At 64.5% G+C, this 21,626-nt stretch carries 20 protein-coding genes; 15 read left to right on the top strand and 5 right to left on the bottom strand.

The window, feature by feature from the left end; all coding sequences use genetic code 11:
• Complete coding sequence (locus I6F37_RS14500; RefSeq protein ID WP_225151693.1) at positions 1-2,292, top strand: xanthine dehydrogenase family protein molybdopterin-binding subunit; 2,292 nt, start codon at positions 1-3, stop codon at positions 2,290-2,292.
• Positions 2,293-2,354: 62 nt separating this feature from the next.
• Complete coding sequence (locus I6F37_RS14505) at positions 2,355-2,819, top strand: FKBP-type peptidyl-prolyl cis-trans isomerase (RefSeq protein WP_036024769.1); 465 nt, start codon at positions 2,355-2,357, stop codon at positions 2,817-2,819.
• 161 nt (positions 2,820-2,980) lie between these two features.
• Here I6F37_RS14505 and I6F37_RS14510 read toward each other — a convergent pair whose 3' ends face one another.
• Positions 2,981-3,199 (bottom strand): CsbD family protein, encoded by a 219-nt coding sequence (locus I6F37_RS14510; protein ID WP_225151695.1) that lies wholly within the window; start codon positions 3,197-3,199, stop codon positions 2,981-2,983.
• Positions 3,200-3,327: 128 nt separating this feature from the next.
• Between I6F37_RS14510 and I6F37_RS14515 the strand changes: the two genes are divergently transcribed.
• From I6F37_RS14515 to I6F37_RS14525, 3 genes are all read left to right on the top strand, one after another.
• Positions 3,328-3,846 carry a cupin domain-containing protein gene (locus I6F37_RS14515; protein WP_225151697.1) on the top strand — a complete coding sequence of 173 codons (519 nt, stop codon included), beginning with the start codon at positions 3,328-3,330 and terminating at the stop codon, positions 3,844-3,846.
• A gap of 96 nt (positions 3,847-3,942) precedes the next feature.
• Positions 3,943-4,371 carry a VOC family protein gene (locus I6F37_RS14520; RefSeq protein WP_225151699.1) on the top strand — a complete coding sequence of 143 codons (429 nt, stop codon included), beginning with the start codon at positions 3,943-3,945 and terminating at the stop codon, positions 4,369-4,371.
• 34 nt (positions 4,372-4,405) lie between these two features.
• The gene (locus I6F37_RS14525; RefSeq protein ID WP_225136298.1) at positions 4,406-4,894 is read left to right on the top strand and encodes a VOC family protein; all 489 of its coding nucleotides are present in this window, start codon (positions 4,406-4,408) and stop codon (positions 4,892-4,894) included.
• Between the two features lie 160 nt (positions 4,895-5,054).
• Here the strand turns inward: I6F37_RS14525 and I6F37_RS14530 are convergent, their stop codons facing one another.
• Positions 5,055-6,239, bottom strand: coding sequence for a hypothetical protein (locus I6F37_RS14530; protein ID WP_225151702.1), 1,185 nt, complete (start codon positions 6,237-6,239; stop codon positions 5,055-5,057).
• 2 nt (positions 6,240-6,241) lie between these two features.
• A complete protein-coding gene (locus tag I6F37_RS14535) occupies positions 6,242-6,943 on the bottom strand; it encodes a FecR domain-containing protein (protein WP_192893324.1) in 702 nt (233 codons plus the stop codon).
• Between the two features lie 191 nt (positions 6,944-7,134).
• Between I6F37_RS14535 and I6F37_RS14540 the strand changes: the two genes are divergently transcribed.
• Positions 7,135-8,424: a glycosyltransferase family 39 protein gene (locus I6F37_RS14540; protein WP_225151704.1), complete on the top strand. Its 1,290-nt coding sequence runs from the start codon at positions 7,135-7,137 to the stop codon at positions 8,422-8,424.
• A 102-nt stretch (positions 8,425-8,526) separates the two neighbouring features.
• A complete protein-coding gene (locus I6F37_RS14545) occupies positions 8,527-10,470 on the top strand; it encodes a PAS domain-containing sensor histidine kinase (RefSeq protein WP_225151706.1) in 1,944 nt (647 codons plus the stop codon).
• Positions 10,471-10,532: 62 nt separating this feature from the next.
• On the opposite strand, the gene I6F37_RS14550 is transcribed toward I6F37_RS14545, so the two are convergent.
• A complete protein-coding gene (locus tag I6F37_RS14550) occupies positions 10,533-11,174 on the bottom strand; it encodes an OmpA family protein (protein WP_036013891.1) in 642 nt (213 codons plus the stop codon).
• Positions 11,175-11,546: 372 nt separating this feature from the next.
• Here I6F37_RS14550 and I6F37_RS14555 point away from each other — a divergent pair, with 372 nt between their 5' ends.
• From I6F37_RS14555 to I6F37_RS14565, 3 genes are all read left to right on the top strand, one after another.
• A complete protein-coding gene (locus I6F37_RS14555; protein WP_225148779.1) occupies positions 11,547-11,783 on the top strand; it encodes a hypothetical protein in 237 nt (78 codons plus the stop codon).
• 118 nt (positions 11,784-11,901) lie between these two features.
• Positions 11,902-12,150, top strand: coding sequence for a hypothetical protein (locus I6F37_RS14560; RefSeq protein WP_036035285.1), 249 nt, complete (start codon positions 11,902-11,904; stop codon positions 12,148-12,150).
• Positions 12,151-12,261: 111 nt separating this feature from the next.
• Positions 12,262-13,422, top strand: coding sequence for a winged helix-turn-helix domain-containing protein (locus I6F37_RS14565; protein ID WP_225151708.1), 1,161 nt, complete (start codon positions 12,262-12,264; stop codon positions 13,420-13,422).
• 83 nt (positions 13,423-13,505) lie between these two features.
• On the opposite strand, the gene I6F37_RS14570 is transcribed toward I6F37_RS14565, so the two are convergent.
• Entirely contained in the window at positions 13,506-13,943 is a 438-nt protein-coding gene (locus I6F37_RS14570) for a DUF2809 domain-containing protein (protein ID WP_225151709.1), read from the bottom strand.
• A 79-nt stretch (positions 13,944-14,022) separates the two neighbouring features.
• Between I6F37_RS14570 and I6F37_RS14575 the strand changes: the two genes are divergently transcribed.
• From I6F37_RS14575 to I6F37_RS14595, 5 genes are all read left to right on the top strand, one after another.
• Positions 14,023-15,354 (top strand): MFS transporter, encoded by a 1,332-nt coding sequence (locus tag I6F37_RS14575; protein ID WP_225151711.1) that lies wholly within the window; start codon positions 14,023-14,025, stop codon positions 15,352-15,354.
• Between the two features lie 217 nt (positions 15,355-15,571).
• Positions 15,572-16,678: an efflux RND transporter periplasmic adaptor subunit gene (locus I6F37_RS14580; RefSeq protein WP_036024781.1), complete on the top strand. Its 1,107-nt coding sequence runs from the start codon at positions 15,572-15,574 to the stop codon at positions 16,676-16,678.
• 222 nt (positions 16,679-16,900) lie between these two features.
• Positions 16,901-20,038: an efflux RND transporter permease subunit gene (locus I6F37_RS14585; protein WP_225151713.1), complete on the top strand. Its 3,138-nt coding sequence runs from the start codon at positions 16,901-16,903 to the stop codon at positions 20,036-20,038.
• A gap of 33 nt (positions 20,039-20,071) precedes the next feature.
• Positions 20,072-20,671, top strand: coding sequence for a TetR/AcrR family transcriptional regulator (locus tag I6F37_RS14590; protein ID WP_036013870.1), 600 nt, complete (start codon positions 20,072-20,074; stop codon positions 20,669-20,671).
• 177 nt (positions 20,672-20,848) lie between these two features.
• Complete coding sequence (locus tag I6F37_RS14595) at positions 20,849-21,472, top strand: flavin reductase family protein (protein ID WP_036024785.1); 624 nt, start codon at positions 20,849-20,851, stop codon at positions 21,470-21,472.
• Positions 21,473-21,626 lie beyond the last annotated feature (154 nt).

Below are 21,626 nucleotides of genomic sequence, written 5' to 3' on the forward strand. Positions count from 1 at the left end.
ATGACCGCTGCAGCTCCCGGGCCGAGGACGAATATGGGGCAGCCCGTGCCGCGCTATGATGCGGCCGCCAAGGTGACGGGGCGGGCGACCTATGCCTCGGACATGCCGCTGGACAATCCGGCCTACGCATTCCTGGTCACCAGCGCCATCGCCAAGGGCCGGATCGACCGCTTCGACCTCGACGATGCCAAGCGCGTCCGGGGCGTGATCGACATCGTCACGCACGAGAACGCCCCGAAGCTGAAGGAGTCGAAACTGTACAGCAATGGCGGCTATGCCGGCACCACGATCCAGCCGTTGAAATCGGCCGAGATCGCCCATGACGGCCAGATCATCGCCGTGGTGGTGGCGGAGAGTTACGAGGCAGCGCGCGAAGCGGCCAACCGCGTCAAGGTCAGCTATAGCGCTGCTACGCCCAGCGCGACTTTCGATTCGCAGGGGACGACGACAGCCGCCGCGAAAGGACAAAACTCGCAGTTCAAGGAAGACCCGAAGGTCGGGGATTTCGCCAAGGCGTTCGACGCGGCCGAGGTCAAGCTGACCGCCTCCTACGAGACGCCGACGCAGCATCACAATCCGCTGGAGCTGTTCACGACCAGCTGCACCTGGATGGGCGACAATCTCGTCATCTACGAGGGCAGCCAGTATGTCCATGGCCTGAAGAACGGCGTGGCAGAGCAGCTCGGCATCGACGCCGACAAGGTGCGCGTGGTCAATCCCTATGTCGGCGGCGGATTCGGCTCGCGAGGTTCGATGACGCCGCGCACCGCCATCATCGCCGCCATGGCCAGGCGCCTGAACCGTCCGATTAAGCTGGTCCCGACCCGCGACCAGGGCTTCACCATTACCACTCATCGCGCCGAGACCCGTCACGAGATCAAGCTTGGTGCGAGCCGCGACGGCAGGCTGATCGCCTTGAGGCATGAGGGGGCCGAAGTCTCCTCGCGCCCCGACGCCTATTGCGTCGGCGGCACCAAGACCACGACGCGGCTCTATGCCTGCCCGAATGTGGACAGCCTGGTCTCGATCGTGCGTGCCGATCGCAACACGCCGGGCTTCATGCGCTCGCCCCCGGAGGTGCCGTATCTGTTCGCGCTGGAGAGCGCGCTGGACGAGCTCGCCGTGAAGCTGAACATGGATCCGGTCGAGCTTCGCCGTATCAACGACGCCACCAGGGATCCGATTGATGGGAAGCCCTACACGTCGCGGCCGCTCATGGCGTGCTTCGACGAAGCCGCCAAGGCGTTCGGCTGGTCGCAGCGCTCGCCACAGCCGAAATCGATATCCGACGGCGACTGGTTGATCGGCTACGGTTGCGCCGCCACGTGCTATCCGACGCTGATGGCGCCGTCCGCCGCGCGCGTGCGCCTGCAGCGCGACGGCCGCACGCGCGTCGAGATCGCCGGCCATGAGATCGGGACCGGCGCCTACACCGTCATCGCCCAGACTGCTGCCGAGCGGCTCGGCGTGCCATTGGAGAAGGTCGCGGTCTTCATGGGCGACAGCGACCTACCGCCTGCGCCGGTTGCCGGCGGCTCCAATTCCACCGCCAGCACCTGCTCGGCCGTGATGATGGTGTGCGATCAGATCCGACAGCGCCTGTTCAAAGCGCTGATGCCCAGCGACAGCCTTGCCGACAAGGCCAAGGAGACCGTCGGCATCAGCCCGGCTCCCTCGACCCAGGCCGCCAAGGGCGATCGCTCGCTCGACATCGAGAAGGCGTTCGATGCGCTCGGCGTCGGCGTGGTCGAAGAATATGGCGAGTGGAAGCCGGAGGGCGCGCCGCTGGATTCCTTCCGCGCCATGCACAATGGGCAGGTCCGGCTGATCGGTGGCCATCAAATGAACGACCAGATCGCCTATGCCTTCGGCGCCGAGTTCGTCGAGGTCCGCATCAATCGCTTCACGCACGAGATCCGCTGCCCCCGCCTGGTCGGCGCGTTCGCGGCAGGCAGGATCATGAATCCGCGCACCGCGCGCAGCCAGCTCATGGGCGGCCTGATCTGGGGCATGTCCTCGGCGCTGCTCGAGGCCACCGAGATCGACGAGCGTAATGCGCGCTACGTCAACGACAATCTTGCCGATTACCTCGTGCCCGTGAATGCCGATGTGCCCGGCGTCGAGGTGATCATGCTTTCCGAGCAGGACGATCACATCAACCCGGTGGGCGCAAAGGGCCTCGGCGAGCTTGGCAATGTCGGCACCAATGCGGCGATCTGCAACGCGATCTATCACGCCACCGGCCAGCGCATCCGCAAGCTGCCGGTCCGGCTCGAAGATATCGAGCTCTAAAGGGGGTGGAAACGGCGACCGCCTTGGGTTAGACACCTCCCGCCTCAAACGGAAGGTGTTTTATGCAGCGTTTCCAGCGCGCGCTCCTCGCCCTGATGTCGGCACTCGCGATCACCGTGATCGCCAACGTGTCGCATTTCGTTTCCACAACGGCCTCGGCCCAGACCGCAGGAAAGACCATGACCACAGCTTCAGGCTTGCAGATCATCGACTCCACCGTCGGCACCGGCGCCTCGCCGCAGCCCGGCCAGATCTGCGTGATGCACTACACCGGCTGGCTCTATGAGAACGGCCAGAAGGGCAAGAAATTCGACAGCTCCGTCGATCGCAAGGAGCCGTTCGAGTTTCCGATCGGCAAGGGCCGCGTCATCGCCGGCTGGGACGAGGGCGTTGCCTCGATGAAGGTCGGCGGCAAGCGCACGCTGATCATCCCGCCGCAGCTCGGCTACGGCGCCCGCGGTGCCGGCGGCGTGATACCGCCGAATGCGACGCTGATGTTCGACGTGGAATTGCTCGCGGTGAAATAACTGACGTCGTCACGCCCGGGCTCGTCCCGGGCATCCACGATCTTCGTGCCGCGCGGTCAAGACGTGGATGGCCGGGTCAAGCCCGGCCATGACGGATGAAATCGATACAAGCAAAAATACCGGCCTTGTGGCCGGTCTTTTCATTTTCAATCTTACGCGCGTCACTCCGCCGCGCGGCGAGCCGCAGCGGCGGCGCGATCCATCGCGTCCTTCGCGGCGTCCTTGGCATCGCCCATGGCCTGCTGGCCCTTGCCCTTCACTTCCTGCACCACGCCCTCGCCCTTCATGCGATCGGATCCGGTGGCTTGCCCGACGCCCTGCTTGGCCTTGCCGATCGCCTCGTTGGCGGTGCCCTTGATCTTGTCGGTCGTGCTGCCCATGAAAATCTCCTTTCGATCTGCTTGGAATGACAACGCCTGATGGCTACGAGGGTTCCGATTTTGGTATGGCTTGCGGCTGCGGCTTTGGGTTAGTTTGCCGCGCACGGAACCAACAGAAAGCAAGTCCCATGACCGGCCATGACCATTCGCATTCCCACCGTGACCATGGTCATCATCATGATGACCGCTGGAAACATGACGGCGTGCGCGTCATTCCCGGCAATCAGCTCGATACCAACGTGCCGTCGACAGCGGGCATGGACCGTGCGGCCGCGATCAATTTCGCCCGCGTCGGCGCCCAGAAATTGTGGGCGGGCACCGTCAGCATCAAGCCGGATGCCAAGACCGGCGCGCATCACCACGGCCATCTCGAAAGCGTCATCTATGTCGTGAAGGGCAAGGCGCGCATGCGCTGGGGCGAGAGCCTGCAATTCACCGCGGAAGCCGGCCCCGGCGACTTCATTTTCGTCCCGCCCTACGTGCCGCACCAGGAGATCAACGCCAGCCCCGACGAGGTGCTGGAATGCGTGCTGGTGCGCAGCGACGGCGAGGCGGTGGCCATCAACCTCGACATCGAACCGGTCGAGAAGCCCGAGACCGTGCTGTGGATCGACCCGGTGCACCGGGATCCCAACGAGAAGAAGTAAGGCCCCGCAGTCGGGGGCCGAAAAATTTGTCGGAAGTGATGTCGGATGGCGGCCTGGCCATCCGTCCTTGGCCAGAACCCCGCCAAGGAGCTTCCGATGCCCAAGATGATCTTCGTCAACCTGCCGGTGACCGACCTCAAGCGCGCGACTGCCTTCTATGAGGCGGTCGGCGCGGTCAAGAACCCGCAATTCAGCGACGAGACCGCGAGCTGCATGGTCTTTTCCGAGACCATCTTCGCCATGCTGCTGACCCACGACAAATTCCGCCAGTTCACGCCGAAGCCGATCGCGGACGCCAGGACCTCGAACCAAGCGTTGTTCTGCCTGTCCGCGGACAGCCGCAGCGATGTCGACGATATCGTCGCCAGGGCCGCAGCTGCAGGCGGGATGGCCGATCCCGGCCCCAAGGACGAATACAGCTTCATGTACGGCCGCAGCTTCGAGGATCCGGACGGCCACATGTGGGGCGTGAACTGGATGGATCTTTCCGCCGCCCCTCTGCAGCCCGACCTGGCGAACGCCTGAGCCGAAACAGCAGACCTCAAGAGGAGCATTCACCATGTCCAAGCTCGTGCCCTGCATGTGGTTCAACGGCGATGCCGAGGACGCTGCAAAATTCTACGTCTCGCTGGTCCCGAATTCGGCGATCACACACGTTCAGCGCAACGTTTCGGACGGCCCCTCCGGCAAGGAAGGCTCCGTGCTCGTCGTCGAGTTCACCGTGGCCGGACAGAAGCTGGTCGCGCTCAATGGCGGCATGAAGATGGAATACACCCACGCCATTTCGCTGATGATTCATTGCGACGACCAGGCAGAGGTCGACAGTGTCTGGAACGCGTTCCTCGCCCATGGCGGCAAGGCGGAGCAGTGCGGCTGGCTGAGAGATCGCTGGGGCGTGGCCTGGCAGATCGTGCCAAAGGTGATGTTCGAGTTCCTGTCGAGCCCGGACAAGGCCGCAGCCGCGCGCGCGATGCAGGCGATGATGAAGATGGTCAAGCTGGACGTCGAGGTGCTGCGGCGCGCGTTCGAGGGCAAGTCGGCGGCGTGAGGGCGGGTCGCTCTCGCCACATACTCACTGTCATCGCCCGGCTTGACCGGGCGATCCAGTACTCCGAGACGGCAGTGATTAAACCGATGGGCCGCGGCGTACTGGATGCCCCGGTCAAGCCGGGGCATGACAGCGGAATGTGAGGCGGGATTCTCGCCGGCTAATAATTAATCCGCAGCCCCACGCCGCCATGGATCGTGTTGCCGACCGGCTGCGGGCCAAGCGTGCCGTTGGCGAAGAGGTCCACGATCCAGCCCTTCTGCACGCGGAAGCCGAGGCGGCCGCCATATTCGAACCAGCCCTGGTTGCCCATGGTCGGCACCACCGTGCCCTGGCCGGTCACTGTGGCGACGATGCCGCTGTGGCTGGCGAAGGACTGCACCCAGCCGCCATTGATGTTGGTCTCGATGCTGCTGCCGAACAGATGCGTCCACTGGCCGCCGATCTTGACGAGGCTGGTGCGGTCGGTGCCATCAGCGATGCTGGCGTCGAACGGATTGAACGCCACCGCGCTGTCGCGATAGCCGGAGACGCGTTGCCAGAGCTGCCAGACCTCGATCGAGGCCGCGACCTCGTCGCGCGGCGAGAGGCGGCTCATCCAGCCGGCGCGGCCGTAAACGGCGTAGTTGGACGCGTTGGTCGAGCTCGTCACGCTCACCGGCCCAAGGCTGGTGTCGTAGCTGCGCGTGTAGCGCGCCTTCTCCCATGGCGTCAGGATCGCGCCGACGTCGAAGAACGGGCGCGACGAGCCCCAGTCGGTGAAGTCGTAGCGCAGCGCGAAAGCGCCGATCGGTGCGCTCGTGATCTTGTAGCCGCCCTCGTTGTAATGCGTGTAGGCAATGCCGGCGAGCAGCGACAGATTGTTGGTCAGCTGCTTGCGGCCGTGGATGCCGGCCGCGAACGAGCCGGCCGAGCCGAACGCGCTGATGCAGTCGCCGCAATTGATCTGCTCGTTGACGCCGAGCAGCACGGTGCCGAGCACCCGGTTGGTGATCATCTGATTGAAGCGCTGATTGGCAAGGCCGCCGATCGAATTGCCGCTGGAATCCGCGCCCGTCGGTCCCGACGGCGACGGAGCCGGGCTCGGTGAAGGCGACGGATAGGGGCTGGGCGATGGGGAGGGGGTCGGCGTGGGCGAGGGATTCGGCGACGGGGAATAGGTCGGGGACGGATATGGCGACGCCGAATAGGTTGGGGACGGAGTGGGCTCTGGTTCACCGCACTCGGACCCGCACTCCGAGGCCTGTGCAGCCGCCGGGCGGGCATCGAACGTGACGAGCGCAAACGCCGCAGATGCGGCCAGCGCAGCGGCAAGGATGAGGCGCCGAACGGTGAATTTCGCCATCGTCAGCGCCCGCACAGCATGGCGTCGTCCTCGACGGCAGGCGTGATGGTCGGCGAGGCGCCGGCATACTGGTTGACTGCGCACAACCCGGCGCTCGCGGCGCAATTGGCGGCGAAGGTCCAGGGCGGCGTGTTGCTCTTTGTGATGCTCACCTTGCCGCCAGTCGAGGTGATGATGGCGGTGTCGCCGGGCTGGGTGAGTTGCACGCACTGGGCGCTCCTCGTGCACACGCTGGCCGCGCCGTCCTGAAGCACAACGACGGAGCGCCCGCGCTGCGAGAGAATGTCGAGCGTGGTGCCGCGCACGCCGATGGTGGCGAGCGGTGTTGTGATCTTGTAGGCGGCCTTGTCGGAGCGTCCGGTGACGAAGCGGAAGGCGCCGGTGGTCATGCGGATCGCGACGTCACGATAGCTGTGCTCGTCGTTGAAGACGGTGCGGTCGAGCTTCAGCGTGGCGCTCGGCCCCAGTGATAGATTGGTGCTGTCGGCCATCACGAAACGCGCCGCGCTGTCGGCGCCGGTTCGCACGGTCTCGTCGCGCAGCATGCTGTCGCCGACATTGATCGGCGTCGTGGTCGCGGCGACGCGCACCACTTCGTTCTGAATGACGACAGCCTGGCCGACGCGCGTCTGCGCTTCGGCGCCGGATGCCGCACAGATTGCGGCCGTGAGCAGTGTGGAGAAAAGGCAAAAACGCAAATTCATTTCGCAACCGATCGATGTGTCCCTGATCGTACCGGATCGCGCGCGCTTCTGATGTGGCGGAATTATCACAAGCGGCGCAGGACCTGCGTCATGCTTAGTGACAGTTGCGGCAGAATGCGTTCAATGACGGGAAGCAGTTTATTTTTCTCCGCGGTGAAGCCAATTTGCCACGCAAGACAGCCCCAGAAAAGATGCGCGAATTGCCTGCGGTTCCTGAGGTGTCGCGGAGTGCAGTGATTGCTGTCGCGATCTTCCTGATCGCGCATCTGGCGCTGTTGATCGGCGTCGTCATGCCGGAAAAATTCGTGTTCGATGAGGTGCATTACGTGCCGGCGGCGCGCCAGATGCTGACGCCCGCGATGTCGCAGCCGATGCTCAATCCGATGCATCCGCCGCTGGCCAAGGAGATGATCGCGGCATCGATCGCAACGTTCGGCGACAACGCGCTTGGATGGCGTTATCCCGCGACCTTGTTCGGCGCGCTCGCGATCGTCGCGATCTATCTGTGCGGACTCGCATTGTTCGCCGCGCAGGGGCCGGCGATCGCCGCCGCGCTGATCGCAGCCTTCAACCAGATGCTGTACGTCCAGGCGCGCATCGCGATGCTCGATGTCTTTGCGCTCGGCTTCGGCCTGCTCGCCACCGCCGCCTTCATGCATGGGTTTCGCAGAGAGCGGCCGCAAGCGCTGTTCGCGGTGGCGGGCAGCCTGTTCGGCCTTGCGGCCGCGTGTAAATGGAGCGGCCTGTTCCCGCTCGGCGTCTGCATCGTCATTGTTGCGGTGATCCGCCTGATGCAGGGCTGGCATACGCTGTTCGCCGACGCGAAGCCGGACGACTGGTATCGGCCGGAGCTTTGGCCCGGCCTGAAGCTGCATCATGTCGCGCTCTGCTTCGCCGTCCTGCCGGCATTGGCTTATCTTGCCGCCTTCGTTCCGCTCTACGGGTTATCGCTGCCGGACTTGATCGAGGCGCAGCGGCGGATCTTTGCCGACAACACCACGACGGCCATCGCCGGCCACACCTATATGAGCGCATGGCCGTCCTGGCCGCTGCTCGCGCGCCCGGTCTGGTTCCTGTTCGACAAGACCGCGGAGGACCACATCGCCGCGATCGTCTTCCTCGGCAATCCGCTCGTGCTGTGGCCGGCTCTGCCTGCACTCGCCATGGTGCTGCGCGATTTCATCGTGGCGCGGCGCTGGGATGCATTCCTGATCGCCACATTCTATTTCGGTCCCTGGCTCGCCTGGGCGTTGCTGCCGCGCACGCTGGGCTTCATCTATTACTATCTGCCGGCCGCGACCGCGGCGTCCCTGGCACTGGTCTATGTGCTGCGCCGCGAGGGTCTGCCGCGCTGGCTGTTGTGGGCTTATGTCGGCGTCGCGGCGGCCGGCTTTGCGGTGATGCTGCCGATTTCCGCGGCCTTCGTCGGCACCTCGATGGGGGGCTTCAACCGGCTGATGCTGTTCCAAAGCTGGATCTAGTGCCCGCGGGCGTGCATAGCCGAGTAGATTTGGCTTGCATGAATCAATCGGCGCGTGTGCACTGGCCGTCATTGCCGGAATTGGAGACGCGGCGGGGTGGGCATGGGGGATGGCATTGTCGGTCCGGATCATTCCAACGCGGACTGGCTGCGTGCCGTGGTCGATACCGCCGTCGACGGGGTGATCCTGATCGACGCCCGCGGCGGCATCCTGATATTCAATCCGGCCTGCGAGAAGCTGTTCGGTTATTGCGCGAGCGAGGTCATCGGCCGGAACGTCAAGCTCCTGATGCCGCCACCCTACCGCGACGCCCATGACGAATACCTTCAAAACTACCACCTCACCGGCGAGCGCAAGATCATCGGTATCGGCCGCGAGGTGGTGGGACAGCGCAAGGACGGCTCGACCTTCCCGATGCACCTGTCGGTGGGCGAGACCAGGCAGGCGTCGGGCGAATCGATCTTCGTCGGCATCGTCCACGACCTCACGGAGCGTGAGCGGGTCGAGCGCGAGCTGCGCGAGAGTGCGGCACGGCTGCGTGCGGTCGTCGACACTGCCGTCGACGGCGTGATTCTGATCGATTCCGCCGGCACCGTCCTGCAATTCAATCCCGCCTGCGAAAGACTGTTCAAGTACGAGGCCGACGAGGTTCTCGGGAAGAACGTCAAGATGTTGATGCCGGACCCCTACCGTTCCGAGCACGACGGATACATCCGCAATTTCGTCACGACCGGCGACAAGAAGATCATCGGCATCGGCCGCGAGGTCGTCGGTCGGCGCAAGGACGGCACGACCTTCCCGATGGAATTGTCGGTCGGGGAGGCCAAGCAGGGCGGCTCGTCGATCTTCGTCGGCATGATCCACGATCTGAGCGACCGCAAGCGCACCGAGGCTCAGCTCATCCAGGCGCAGAAGATGGAGGCGGTCGGCCAGCTGTCCGGCGGCATCGCCCACGACTTCAACAATCTTCTCACCGTGATCGTCGGCAACGCCGAATACCTGGCCGAGCAATTGCTGTCGCGCGCGGACCTGAAGCGGCTTGCCGACGATATCTGTAGCGCCGGCGAGCGCGGCGCCGAGCTGACGCAGCGGCTGCTCGCCTTCAGCCGCAAGCAATTGCTGCGGCCGGTCGAGACGGAATGCGACAAGCTCCTCGATTCCATGCACAAGCTGCTGCGTCGAACGTTGCGCGAGGACATCGAGATCGCCACGCACACCGATCCCGCGCTCCGGCACGCCTTTGCCGATCCCGCGCAGCTCGAATCGGCGATCCTCAACCTCGTGCTGAACGCGCAGGATGCAATGGGGTCAGGCGGACGCCTGACCATCTCGGCCGCGAATGCATCGCTGGATGCCGGCGATCACAACGCGCATCCCGAGGTCGGGCCGGGCGAGTATATCGTGATCGCCGTGACCGACACGGGTTCCGGCATGCCGAAGCGGGTCCTCGAACGCGCGTTCGAGCCGTTCTTCACCACCAAGGAGGTCGGCAAGGGGAGTGGGCTTGGACTCAGCATGGTCTATGGCTTCGTCAAGCAATCCAACGGCCATATCACGATCTACAGCGAGCCGGGCCTCGGGACGACCGTACGGATCTATCTTCCAGCCGTGCTCGCGAAGACGCAGGACGTGCCGCTTGCGGTCGAGAAGGAGGCAACACAGAGCGGCTCCGAGACCGTCTTGGTGGTCGAGGACGATCCATTCGTCCGATCCTACGCGGTCATGAGCCTGGCGAGCCTGGGCTACAAGGTGGTGTCCGCGGTCGACGGCAAAGAGGCCTTGCAGACGCTCGCGGCGCCGTTGCACATCGACCTGCTGTTCACCGACGTCGTGATGCCTGGCGGCGTCAATGGCTGGGAGCTTGCAGGGCTTGCACGCAAGGAAAGGCCCGAGCTGCGCGTGCTGCTGACATCGGGTTACGCTCTCGAAACGCTGGCGGCGAACGGCCACGTCAGGCAGGGCGCCCTGATACTGGAAAAGCCCTACCGCAAGGCCGAGCTCGCGCGGCTCGTCCGGGAGGCTCTCGCGACACCCGCACCGGTCTAATTAAACCAAACTGTGATCGCGCTCCGCCTGCCGCAGGGCAGCAGGCGGAGGCGCTCGTCGCATCATTTCGCTGCGGTCTTGGTGTCCATGTTCACGACCTGGACCCGGCGGTTCATGGCGTCAGTGCCGTTGGCGGCATCCTTCAGCTTGGTCTCGCCGTAGCCGACGGTGACGAGATCGTTGCCGTTGAGGCCGTAATTCTGCATCAGGTACTTCTTGATGGTGTCGGCGCGCCGTTCGGAGAGACCTTGATTGTATGCTTCGCCACCGGTCGCGTCGGTGTGGCCGGCGACCACGAAGGTCGAGCCCTTCAGCGCCGGATCGGACAGCGCCTTGCCGAGCGCCTGCACCGAGGCCATCGAGGTCTTGGCGATGTCGGCCGAGTTGTAGTCGAACTGGATCTCCAGATCGATCTTCGGCTTGGTGGCAGCGAGCTCGGCGATCTGCTCGCGCTCGCCTGTCGAGAGCGACCGGGTCGAGCGGTTGCGCACGGTGTTCAGGAAGGTCGCCTCCTTGGCCTGCACGGTCGTATCGGTCTGGGGGCCAACGGACAGGCCGCGGGTCGCCGGCTTCGGCTTCAGCGCATCGACGATCTGGCCGGCGGAGATGTTGTTGTCGCCAGCCAGCGCAAGGCCGGCCGTCATCGACAGGACGGCTGTCAGGGTGATCGCCGTCAGTCCAAAAGACTTATTGAAATGGGTCATGGTGGTATCCTCGCTGTTACGCCTGATGGCGATTTGATGCTGCGAGCGTAGGGCAGGTTCAACGGCTCTGATGTGATCTTGGTCACATTGGAAGCGGCGAGCCGAGGGCACTGTGCTCCGGTTCGATCATTCACAGTTTGCTTAGAGCCGGCCGTACTGGGTTCCGGGAAACCCGAACGTCGCAAAGGCGTCGCCTCACCGCCCGCCCGCGAACAAGAATTCGTCCAGATGTCCGCCTAACACACTTCAATCATTCGATAATTTGACGCGAGGGGAGCCGAGTTCCGTCCTGTGCCGAGGCCAAGTGACTATCAGCGCGACTATCAATTCCATCGCAGCGGCCCGCCGGATCGGACAGTGACCCTGAACGCAATGCCCATCTATATCGGTGCGGCGATGATCGCGGTGGCCATCCTGCTGTCGACCCTGATCACCGGGCTGACCTCCCGCTATGTCGGGCTCGAAGGGCCGACCGACGAGAACGTCTGGCTGGTCGATCGCCTCACCGGCAGTGTCTATCGCTGCCAGGCAGAAGGACGTGGCAAGGCCATCTGCGACCCGGAGGTCGCCACCGGCAGCGTCGGGGAGCGCCCAAAAGCCGCACGCTGAAAAGCGGGTATCACTGCAGCGCAGCAACGAAATTGTCTTTTCCCTGCAAACTTGTGGCTGAAGAATGGCGGTGCGTTGGCCGGCATCAGGCCGGCTGCCTACTCGAGGAGAGAACTTGATGAAGACCCTGTTGCTCGCGACGGCATTCGCCGCACTTGCTCTGTCCCCCGCATCCGCCGCCAAGATGGCGTGCACCAGTGCAAACATGGCAAAGCTCGTTGCCGGCATGGGCGGCGAAGACACGCCCGCCAAGATCGCGGCGAGGAAGTCGATGGCCGCGGCCAATTCCGACATGAGCAAGGGCAACATGCGTGGAGCGTGCAAGCACTATATGAGTGCCGAGAAGGCGATGGCGATGAAGAAGTAGGCTTCCGCCGATCCCACACGTCATGGCCGCGCTGGCAGCAGATGGCAGCGCGGCTTTTTCGCGTCCCTGCTTCTTTGCCTCGCGGCGAATCCCGCTACATTGCACGCTGCAATGCCCCGCACGTCCAAACCGCTTCCGCTCTCGACGAAACAGGCCCGGCAGATCTGGCTGCATGCCCAGCGGCTGACCGACCGCGCCCCGTTTGGCGAAGGCGCAGAGGCCGTCTCGGCCGCCGTCGCCCATCTCGGCTATGTGCAGATCGACACCATCAACGTCATCGAGCGTTGCCATCACCACATCCTGTTCAGCCGGATCCCGTCCTATCGCCGCGCCGATCTGCGCCAGGCCCAGAGCATCGATAAGACCGTGTTCGAGTACTGGACGCACGCGCTCTCTTACGTGCCGGCGGACGACTTCCGCTTCTTCCTGCCGGCCATGCGCGAGCACCGCCGCGAGGGGCACAAATGGTTCGCCGCGGTGAAGCCGGCCGACACGCGCAAGGTGATGCGGCTGCTGCGCGGCGGGCCGCTGACGATCCGTGACATCGACGACGACGTGCTCGTCGAGAAGGAGCATCTGTGGCAGAGCCGCAAGCCCTCGAAGCGGGCGCTGCAGCTCGCCTTCTATACCGGGGCGGTCACCATCAGCGAGCGCCAGGGCATGCTCAAGACCTACGAGCTGACGACGCGTCATTTCGGCTGGGACAGGCTGCCGAAGCCGGCGCCGGCAAGCGAGATCACGGCCTATCTGCTCGACCGCGCGTTGCGCTCGCAGGGCGTGGTCAGCCTCGATTCGGTCTGCCATCTCGATGCGCCCAGCAAGAAGCCGGTCGCGCGCCTGATCGCCTCGCGCGTCCGCCGCGGCGAGCTCGTGCCCGTCGCGATCGAGGGCGCCGGTAAGCAGGAGCACTGGGCCTCGCCTGCAGCGCTTGAGCCGCATGAGGTGTCGCCCGATCTCGTCCACATCCTCTCGCCGTTCGATCCCCTGATCATCCAGCGCAAGCGCACCAACCTCATCTTCGGCTACAACCACCTGTTCGAAGCTTATGTGCCGAAAGCCAAGCGCAAGCTCGGCTATTTCGCGCTGCCCGTGCTGGTCGGAGACGAGATCGTCGCCGCGCTCGATCTCAAAACCGACCGGCAGAACAAGAAGCTGTTGATGCAGAAATGGACCTGGGTCGGGCAGGGCAGGAAGACGGCGGGCCGCAAGGAGCTGAAGCGCGCAATCGAGGAGGAGCTCGACCGTTTCGAGCGGTTTCAACTGGCGGAGTGAGGCTCCGACGGCAGTCTTGTAGGGTGGGCAAAGCGAAGCGTGCCCACGTCTTGCCTATTCGATGACGAGACGTAGGCACGGCGCTACGGCGCCTTTGCCCACCCACCGCGCATGGCAACGCGATCGATCCACATGCCAAACGCAATCCCAACCGCATAGGCCAGCAAATTCCAAAGCGAGAAGATGCGGCCGAGCAGCAACGCGCCGGCGGTGGTGAGGCGGAACGCATCGAGCCAGGGAGTATGCATCAGGCGGGAGAACTCGACGACTGCCGCGATCACTATCGCGATGGCTGCGAGCTGGCTCCGTGTCAGCCGCGGCAGCACGACTCCTGCCAGCAGAAACACCATCGTCGCCCACAGCAGCGAGCCGCCGTACTTCACGATGGACGCAGGCAGGCCGAGCGGGAAGCCGTACCAGCGAAGGGACAGCCCACAGGCAATCACTGCGAGCGCGAAAGCAGCGCGGATCAGTGAGGTCCGTAGAGGCGCAACAGGCGTGCCCGGCTGCGTTTCGTGCATTGCTTGCTCCATTGACTCTTTGCTCGCGATGCTGAAAACGGCCGCAGACCCGAAAAAAGCAACAACCCCGGGGGAAGCCATGAGCCAGACCACGACCTATGCCGGTTCCACCGGTGCCACCAAGTCGGACATCGAAACCTCGACCATCCGCGCCATCTCCTGGCGCCTGATTCCGTTCCTGGTGCTGGCCTACTTCTTCTCCTATCTCGATCGCGTCAATCTCGGCTTCGCCGCGCTGACCATGAACGCCGATCTGAAATTCACGCCGCTGATCTACTCCTGGGGTGCCGGCATCTTCTTCATCGGCTATTTCATCTTCGAGGTGCCGAGCAACCTCGCGCTGGAGAAATTCGGCGCGAGCCGCTGGATAGCCCGCATCATGGTGACCTGGGGCATCATCTCGGCGCTGATGGCCGTCGTGAGCGGTGTTACCAGCTTCTACGTCCTGCGCTTCCTGCTCGGCGTCGCCGAGGCCGGCTTTTTCCCCGGGATCATCCTCTATCTCACCTATTGGTATCCGGCCGAATATCGCGCCCGCTTTCTTGCGGCCTTCGCCATCGCGGTGCCGGTCTCGACCGTGATCGGCGCGCCGATCTCGGGCCTGTTGCTCGGGCTCGACGGCATGATGGGCCTGAAAGGCTGGCAGTGGCTGTTCATCATCGAGGGCATCCCGTCGGTGCTGCTCGGCATTGTCACCTGGTTCTATCTCACCGACAAGCCGGAGAAGGCGGACTGGCTCTCGGCCGAGCAGAAGGCCTGGCTGAAGGCGAAGCTGGATGCGGAGATCGCGGCCAAGCAGGCGGTGAAGCATTTTTCGCTCGGCGAGGCGCTGTCTTCACCGAAGGTGATCGCGCTCAGCCTGGTCTATTTCGGCTTCGTCGGCGCGCTCTACGGCATGCAGTTCTGGCTGCCGCAGATCGTCAAGGCGTTCGGTCTCACCAACGCCCAGACTGGATTCGTCACGGCGATCCCGTATCTGTTCGGCACCATCGCCATGATCCTGTGGGCGCGGCATTCGGATGCGAGCCGCGAGCGCGTCATGCATGTCGGCGCGCCGCTGCTGCTCACCGCAGTCGCGCTCGGCATCTCCTCCTATCTCACCGATCCCACGCTGACGATGGTGGCGCTGACGGTGGCCGCGATCGGCGTGTTCTGCTGCTTCGGTGTGTTCTGGACCCTGCCGACCGCCTGGCTGTCCGGCACGGCGGCCGCAGGCGCCATCGCGCTGATCAACTCGATCGGCAATCTCGCCGGCTTCGGCGGGCCGTACCTGATCGGCTGGGTCAAGGAAGCCACGGGCCAGACCTCGACGGGCCTCTTGGTGCTCGCCGTGCTGCCGTTGATCGCGGGCATCCTGGTGTTCGTCGGCGGACACGACAGCAAGCACGAATTCGCCGACCAGGGGCGGTGAGGGGGCGCGCACGTCGCGCACTGTACCCACCATCTTCGCCGCAGAGCGGTCTGGTGGGCACGCTCCGCTTTGCCCACCCTACAATAACACCTCGCGGCCAGGCCTATCCCTCCTTACCACTCCTTCACGATCACGCATTCCTGATGACTGACGATTATTGACTTTTATCAGTGAACAGTTGACATTCCTCTCAATCGAGATGCAGGAGTGTCCTTCGATGTTCGTCCGGTCGATTTTGTCGAGCTATTCCAAGCTTTTCGCAGGAGCCGCGCTCGCCCTGATGGCCGTTTCGCTGGCAGGGTGCAATGATACTGTCGCCGAGAAGGCCGAGCCGCCGCGGCCGGTTCTGGTGGCAACCGCCCATTACGCTGCCGAGACCCCGGAGCGCAGCTTCGTTGGCACTATCCGTCCTAGGATCGAGAGCGATCTCGGCTTCCGCGTCGCCGGCAAGGTTGCCAAACGCCTCGTCGAAGTCGGCCAGACGGTCGAAGTCGGCCAGCCGCTCGCCACCCTCGACGAGGTCGACCTGAAGCTCCAGGCCGAGCAGGCCGTTGCCGAGCAGACCGCCGCAACCGGCGTGCTGGCCCAGGCCGCCGCCGCCGAGCAGCGCGCCAAGGACCTCAAGGCCAAGGGCTGGACCACGGACGCCCAGCTCGACCAGAGCCGCGCCGCCGCCGATGAAGCCCGTGCGCGCTTGAACCGCGCCGAGCGCTCGGTCGAGTTGACCAAGAATTCCCTTTCCTACGCGACGCTCAACGCCGACGCCCGCGGCGTCGTCACCGCAACGCTGATCGAGCCCGGCCAGGTGGTTGCCGCGGGCCAGGCTTCGATCCGTGTCGCCCGCTTTGCCGAGAAGGAAGCGGTCGTCGCGATCCCTGAGACGCTGGTCGGACGCGCCAAGTCGGGCGTCGCCAGCGTCACTCTCTGGTCCGAGCCGAACAAGAAATACACGGCCAAGCTGCGCGAGATCGCGCCGGCAGCCGATCCCGCCACGCGCACCTATCTGGCAAAGTTCTCGCTGCCCGAGGCCGACGACAAGGTCGCGCTCGGCATGACGGCGACGCTGACGCTGTCGGATGCCGCGACCGAGCGCGTCGCGCGGTTGCCGCTGTCGGCGCTCTTCAACGAAGGCGGCAAGCCCTCCTTCTACGTTGTCGACGACAACGGTGGCGTCACGCTCAAGCCGGTCACGGTGAAGTCCTACGAGAGCAAGGACGTCGTCATCACCGGCGGCGTGGAGGAGGGTGCCAAGATCGTCGCCCTCGGCGTGCAGAAGCTCGATCCCGGCCAGCGGGTGCGGATCGTGTCGTCCTTGTCGTTCTGATCCGTCGTTTGAAAGTCTGGTCCTTCGGACCGTCCCGGAATGACAAGAGAAGTGAGTTACGTCGTGTGAGGTGAGTTTCGGCCTTTGTCCCTAAGCAAAGGCTGAAGCGGCGAAGCGATCCAGAACCTGCCCAGCCCCCTGGATTGCTTCGCTGCCTCGCGACGACGGTTTGAGCAGAGCGGCTGTCGTTGTTTGCAACTGGATCGTCTTTCGGAGAGTGCGATGAAGCGCTTCAACCTTTCGGCCTGGGCCGTCAGCCATCCGACGCTGGTGCTCTTCCTGATGATCATCCTCGGCGTCGCCGGCTTCTTCTCCTATGAGAAGCTCGGCCGTGCCGAGGATCCGTTCTTCACGGTGAAGGTGGTCAACGTCTCCGTGATCTGGCCCGGCGCGACCGCGCAGGAAATGCAGACCCAGGTTGCCGATCCCATCGAGAAGAAGATCCAGGAGCTGCCCTATTTCGAGAAGGTGCAGACCTATTCCAAGCCCGCCTTCACCGCGCTCCAGGTCACCTTCCGCGACAACACGCCGCCGAAGGACGTGCCCTACCTCTTCTATCTCCTGCGCAAGAAGCTGGTCGACGTGCAGGGCCAGCTGCCGTCCGGCATTCTCGGGCCCGTCGTCAACGACGAGTTCTCCGACGTCGATTCCATCCTCTACATGATGACCGGCGACGGCGCCGATTATGCCCAGCTCAAGAAGGTCTCCGAAGGTTTTCGCCAGCGCCTGCTCAAGGTGCCCGGCGTGACCAAGGTCGACGTCTACGGCAACCAGGATGAGCGCATTTTCGTCGAGTTCAGCCACGCCAAGCTCGCCACGCTGGGCATCACGCCGCAGGCGCTGTTCGATTCGCTCGCCAAGCAGAACAACGTGACGCCGGCCGGCACGGTCGAGACCTCCTCGCAGCGCGTGCCGCTGCGCGTCACCGGCGCGCTCGACGGTGCCAAGGCCGTCGCCGAAACGCCGGTCGAGAGCAACGGCCGCGTGTTCCGTCTCGGCGATATCGCCACCGTCACTCACGGCTATGTCGATCCGCCGAGCTTCGTCGTGCGCCAGGAAGGCAAGCCCGCCATCGGCATCGGCGTCGTCACCGCCAAGGGCGCCAACATCCTGGATCTCGGCAAGGAGGTCGAGAAGGCGACGGCCGACTTCATGAAGGCGGTGCCGCAGGGCGTCGACGTCAAGCTGATTGCCGACCAGCCCAAGGTGGTCGAGCACGCCGTCGGCGAGTTCGTGCACTCCTTCATGGAAGCGCTCGTCATCGTGCTGTTCGTCTCGTTCCTGGCGCTCGGCTGGCGCACCGGCATCGTGGTCGCACTGTCGGTGCCCCTGGTGCTCGGCATCGTCTTCATCGTCATGAACACGATGTCGCTCGACCTGCACCGCATCACGCTCGGCGCGCTGATCATCGCGCTCGGCCTGCTCGTCGACGACGCCATCATCGCGGTCGAAATGATGGTGGTGAAGATGGAGCAGGGCTGGGATCGCATGCGTGCGGCGTCCTTTGCCTGGGAATCTACTGCGTTTCCGATGCTCACGGGAACGCTGGTCACGGCCGCTGGCTTCCTCCCCATCGGCTTTGCCAATTCCGCGGTCGGCGAATATGCCGGCAGCATCTTCTGGATCGTGGCAATCGCGCTGGTCGCCTCCTGGTTCGTGGCGGTGATCTTCACGCCCTATATCGGCGTCAAGCTGCTGCCCGAGATGAAGGCGCACCACAACCGTGATCCGCATGCGGTCTACGAGACCCGCATGTACCGCGGCCTGCGCGCCATCGTGAAATGGTGCGTCAACCACCGCATCACCGTGGTGGTCGCGACCGTCGGCGTCTTCGCCGCCTCGATCGTCGGCTTCGGCCAGGTCCAGCAGCAGTTCTTCCCACTCTCGGAGCGCCCCGAGCTGTTCCTGCAGCTGCGCCTTCCGGAAGGCACCGCCTTCAACGTTACCGAGAAGGCGGTGAAGAAGGCTGAGACGCTGCTCAAGGACGACAAGGACATCGAGACCTATACCGCCTATGTCGGCCAGGGCTCTCCGCGCTTCTGGCTCGGCCTCAACCCGCAGCTTCCGAACGAGGCCTTTGCCGAGATCGTCATCGTTGCCAAGGGGGTCGAGGCGCGCGAGCGCATCAAGGCCAAGATCGAGACCGCGGCCGCCGAGGGCTTCCTGACCGAGGCACGCGTGCGCGTCGACCGCTTCAATTTCGGTCCGCCGGTCGGCTTCCCCGTGCAGTTCCGCGTGATCGGCCCCGATGCCAACAAGGTCCGCGAGATCGCCTACCAGGTCCGCGACGTCATGCGGGAGAACAAGAGCGTCAAGGACGTCCAGCTCGACTGGAACGAGCAGTCGCCCTACCTCAAGCTCGTCGTTGACCAGGACCGCGCCCGCGCCATGGGCCTGACCCCGCAGGACGTCTCGCAGGCGCTGGCGATGCTGATCTCGGGCTCGCAGGTCACGACCGTGCGCGACGGCATCGAGAAGGTCGGCGTAGTCGCCCGCGCGATCCCGTCCGAGCGCCTCGACCTCGGCGGCGTCGGCGATCTCACCATCACCTCGCGCAACGGCGTCGCCGTGCCCCTGCAGCAGATCGCTCGAATTGAATATGCCCATGAGGAGCCGATCATGTGGCGGCGCAACCGCGACATGGCGATCACCGTGCGCTCCGACGTCGTCGATGGCGTGCAGGCCCCTGATGTCACCAACCAGATCACGCCGAAGCTGAAGGCGATCAAGGATCACCTCGAGCCGGCCTACCGGATCGAGCCGGGCGGCGCGTTCGAGGAATCCGCCAAGGGCAACGCCTCGATCTTCATCCTCTTCCCGGTGATGGTCATGGTGATGCTGACGCTGCTGATGATCCAGCTGCAGAGCTTCTCACGCCTGATCCTGGTGTTCCTGACCGCGCCGCTCGGCATCGTCGGTGCCTCGCTTGGCCTCAACGTCGCCAATGCCCCGTTCGGCTTCGTGGCGCTGCTCGGCCTGATCGCGCTCGCCGGCATGATCATGCGCAACACGGTCATCCTGGTCGACCAGATCGAGACCGACGTCAGCCACGGCCTGACCCGGCGCGAGGCGATCGTCGAGGCGACCGTCCGCCGTGCCCGGCCGGTGGTGCTGACGGCGCTCGCCGCCATTCTCGCCATGATCCCGCTGACGCGCTCGGCCTTCTGGGGCCCGATGGCGATCACCATCATGGGCGGCCTGTTCGTCGCGACCTTCCTGACGCTGCTGTACCTGCCGGGCCTCTACGCCCTGTGGTTCCGCAAGAGCCTGGACGAGGCCGGAACGCCCGAGCAGCCGGCCGCGCCGCAGCATGGGAGCGATGACCCGCACGCAATTCCGCTTGCCGAAGCGGCTGAATAGATGAGAAGACTGTTGACCAGCGAGTCCTGACTGATGGCCCTTGTTTCGGAACATATCGAAGTCGACACCCGGGATCGCATCCTCGAGGTGGCCGAGCGGCTGTTCCGCCAGATCGGCTACCAGAAGACGACCGTCGGCGACATCGCCAAGGAGCTCAGGATGAGCCCCGCCAACGTGTATCGCTTCTTCGAATCGAAGAAGGCGATCCATCAGGCGGTGGCCCGCTCGCTGATGGGCGAGGTCGAGCTGGAGGCGCAGCGGATCGTGGCAAGGCCCGGTCCGGTGCTGCCGCGCTTCCGCGAGCTGCTCATCACCATTAATCGCATGAACACCGAGCGCTATGTCGGCGACAACAAGCTGCACGAGATGGTCGCGATCGCGATGGAGGAGGACTGGGAGGTCTGCGTCGCCCATATGGAGTGCATCGCCGGCGTCATCGGCCAGATGATCGCGCAAGGCGTCGCCTCCGGCGAGTTCGAGGCGCCGGACCTGCAACTGGCCTCGCTGTGCGCCTGCACCGCGATGATCCGCTTCTTCCACCCCCAGATGATCGCCCAGTGCGCCACCAAGCCGGGCCCGACCATCGACCAGATGATCGATTTCGTCATCGCGGGTCTGTCGCCGCGCCACTGACGGGCGGGGCGTTTTCTCCTATAAGCAGACTGATCGCCCCCGGCACGACCGCCGGAGGCGGACCGGGACGGACCCACAAACTCCGTCATTGCGAGCGCAGCGAAGCAATCCAGACCGTCTCCGCGGAGGGATTCTGGATTGCTTCGCTGCGCTCGCAATGACGAAAGGAAGCAGCGCGTGACCGACAAAGACCTGTACTTCTACGAACCCTCCAAGGGCCACGGACTCAAGCACGACCCCTTCAACGCCATCATCGCGCCGCGGCCGATCGGCTGGATCTCCTCGCGCGACGCCAGGGGCCACGTCAACCTCGCGCCCTACAGCTTCTTCAACGCGTTCTGCTACGTGCCGCCGATCATCGGCTTCTCCTCGACCAACTGGAAGGACACGGTCGAGAACATGCAGCAGACCGGCGAGTTCGTCTGGAATCTGACGACGATGGATCTCGCCAAGCACATGAACGCGACCGCGGCGCATGTCGCCCCCGAGGTCGACGAGTTCGAGGTCGCGGGCCTCACCGCCGTGCCCGGCAAGCTCGTCAATGTCCCGCGCGTCGGCGAGAGCCCCGTCGCCTTCGAGTGCAAGGTGTCCGACATCGTCCGCCTCAAGGGCGCCAATGGCAAGGAGGCCGACGCCTGGCTGACGCTCGGCGAAGTCGTCGCCGTCCACATCGACAAGGCCTTGATCAAGGACGGCGTCTACCAGACCGCCGCCGCCCGCCCCATCGTCCGCGCCGGCCGGCGCGGCGATTATTTCGAGATCAAGCCGGAGAACATGTTCGAGATGGTCCGGCCGGACTAGGCCACTCCCGTCATTCCGGGGCGACGCGCAGCGTCGAGCCCGGAATCCATTCATCGACCAACGCTGCGGCACGATGGATTCCGGGCTCACGCTTCGCGTGCCCCGGAATGACAGTGGAGAGACATTCAGCCCCCACCCCCTCCCGGAACTGCAC

This window comes from Bradyrhizobium sp. NBAIM08, assembly GCF_020193935.1.
Classification (GTDB): Bacteria; Pseudomonadota; Alphaproteobacteria; order Rhizobiales; family Xanthobacteraceae; genus Bradyrhizobium; species Bradyrhizobium yuanmingense.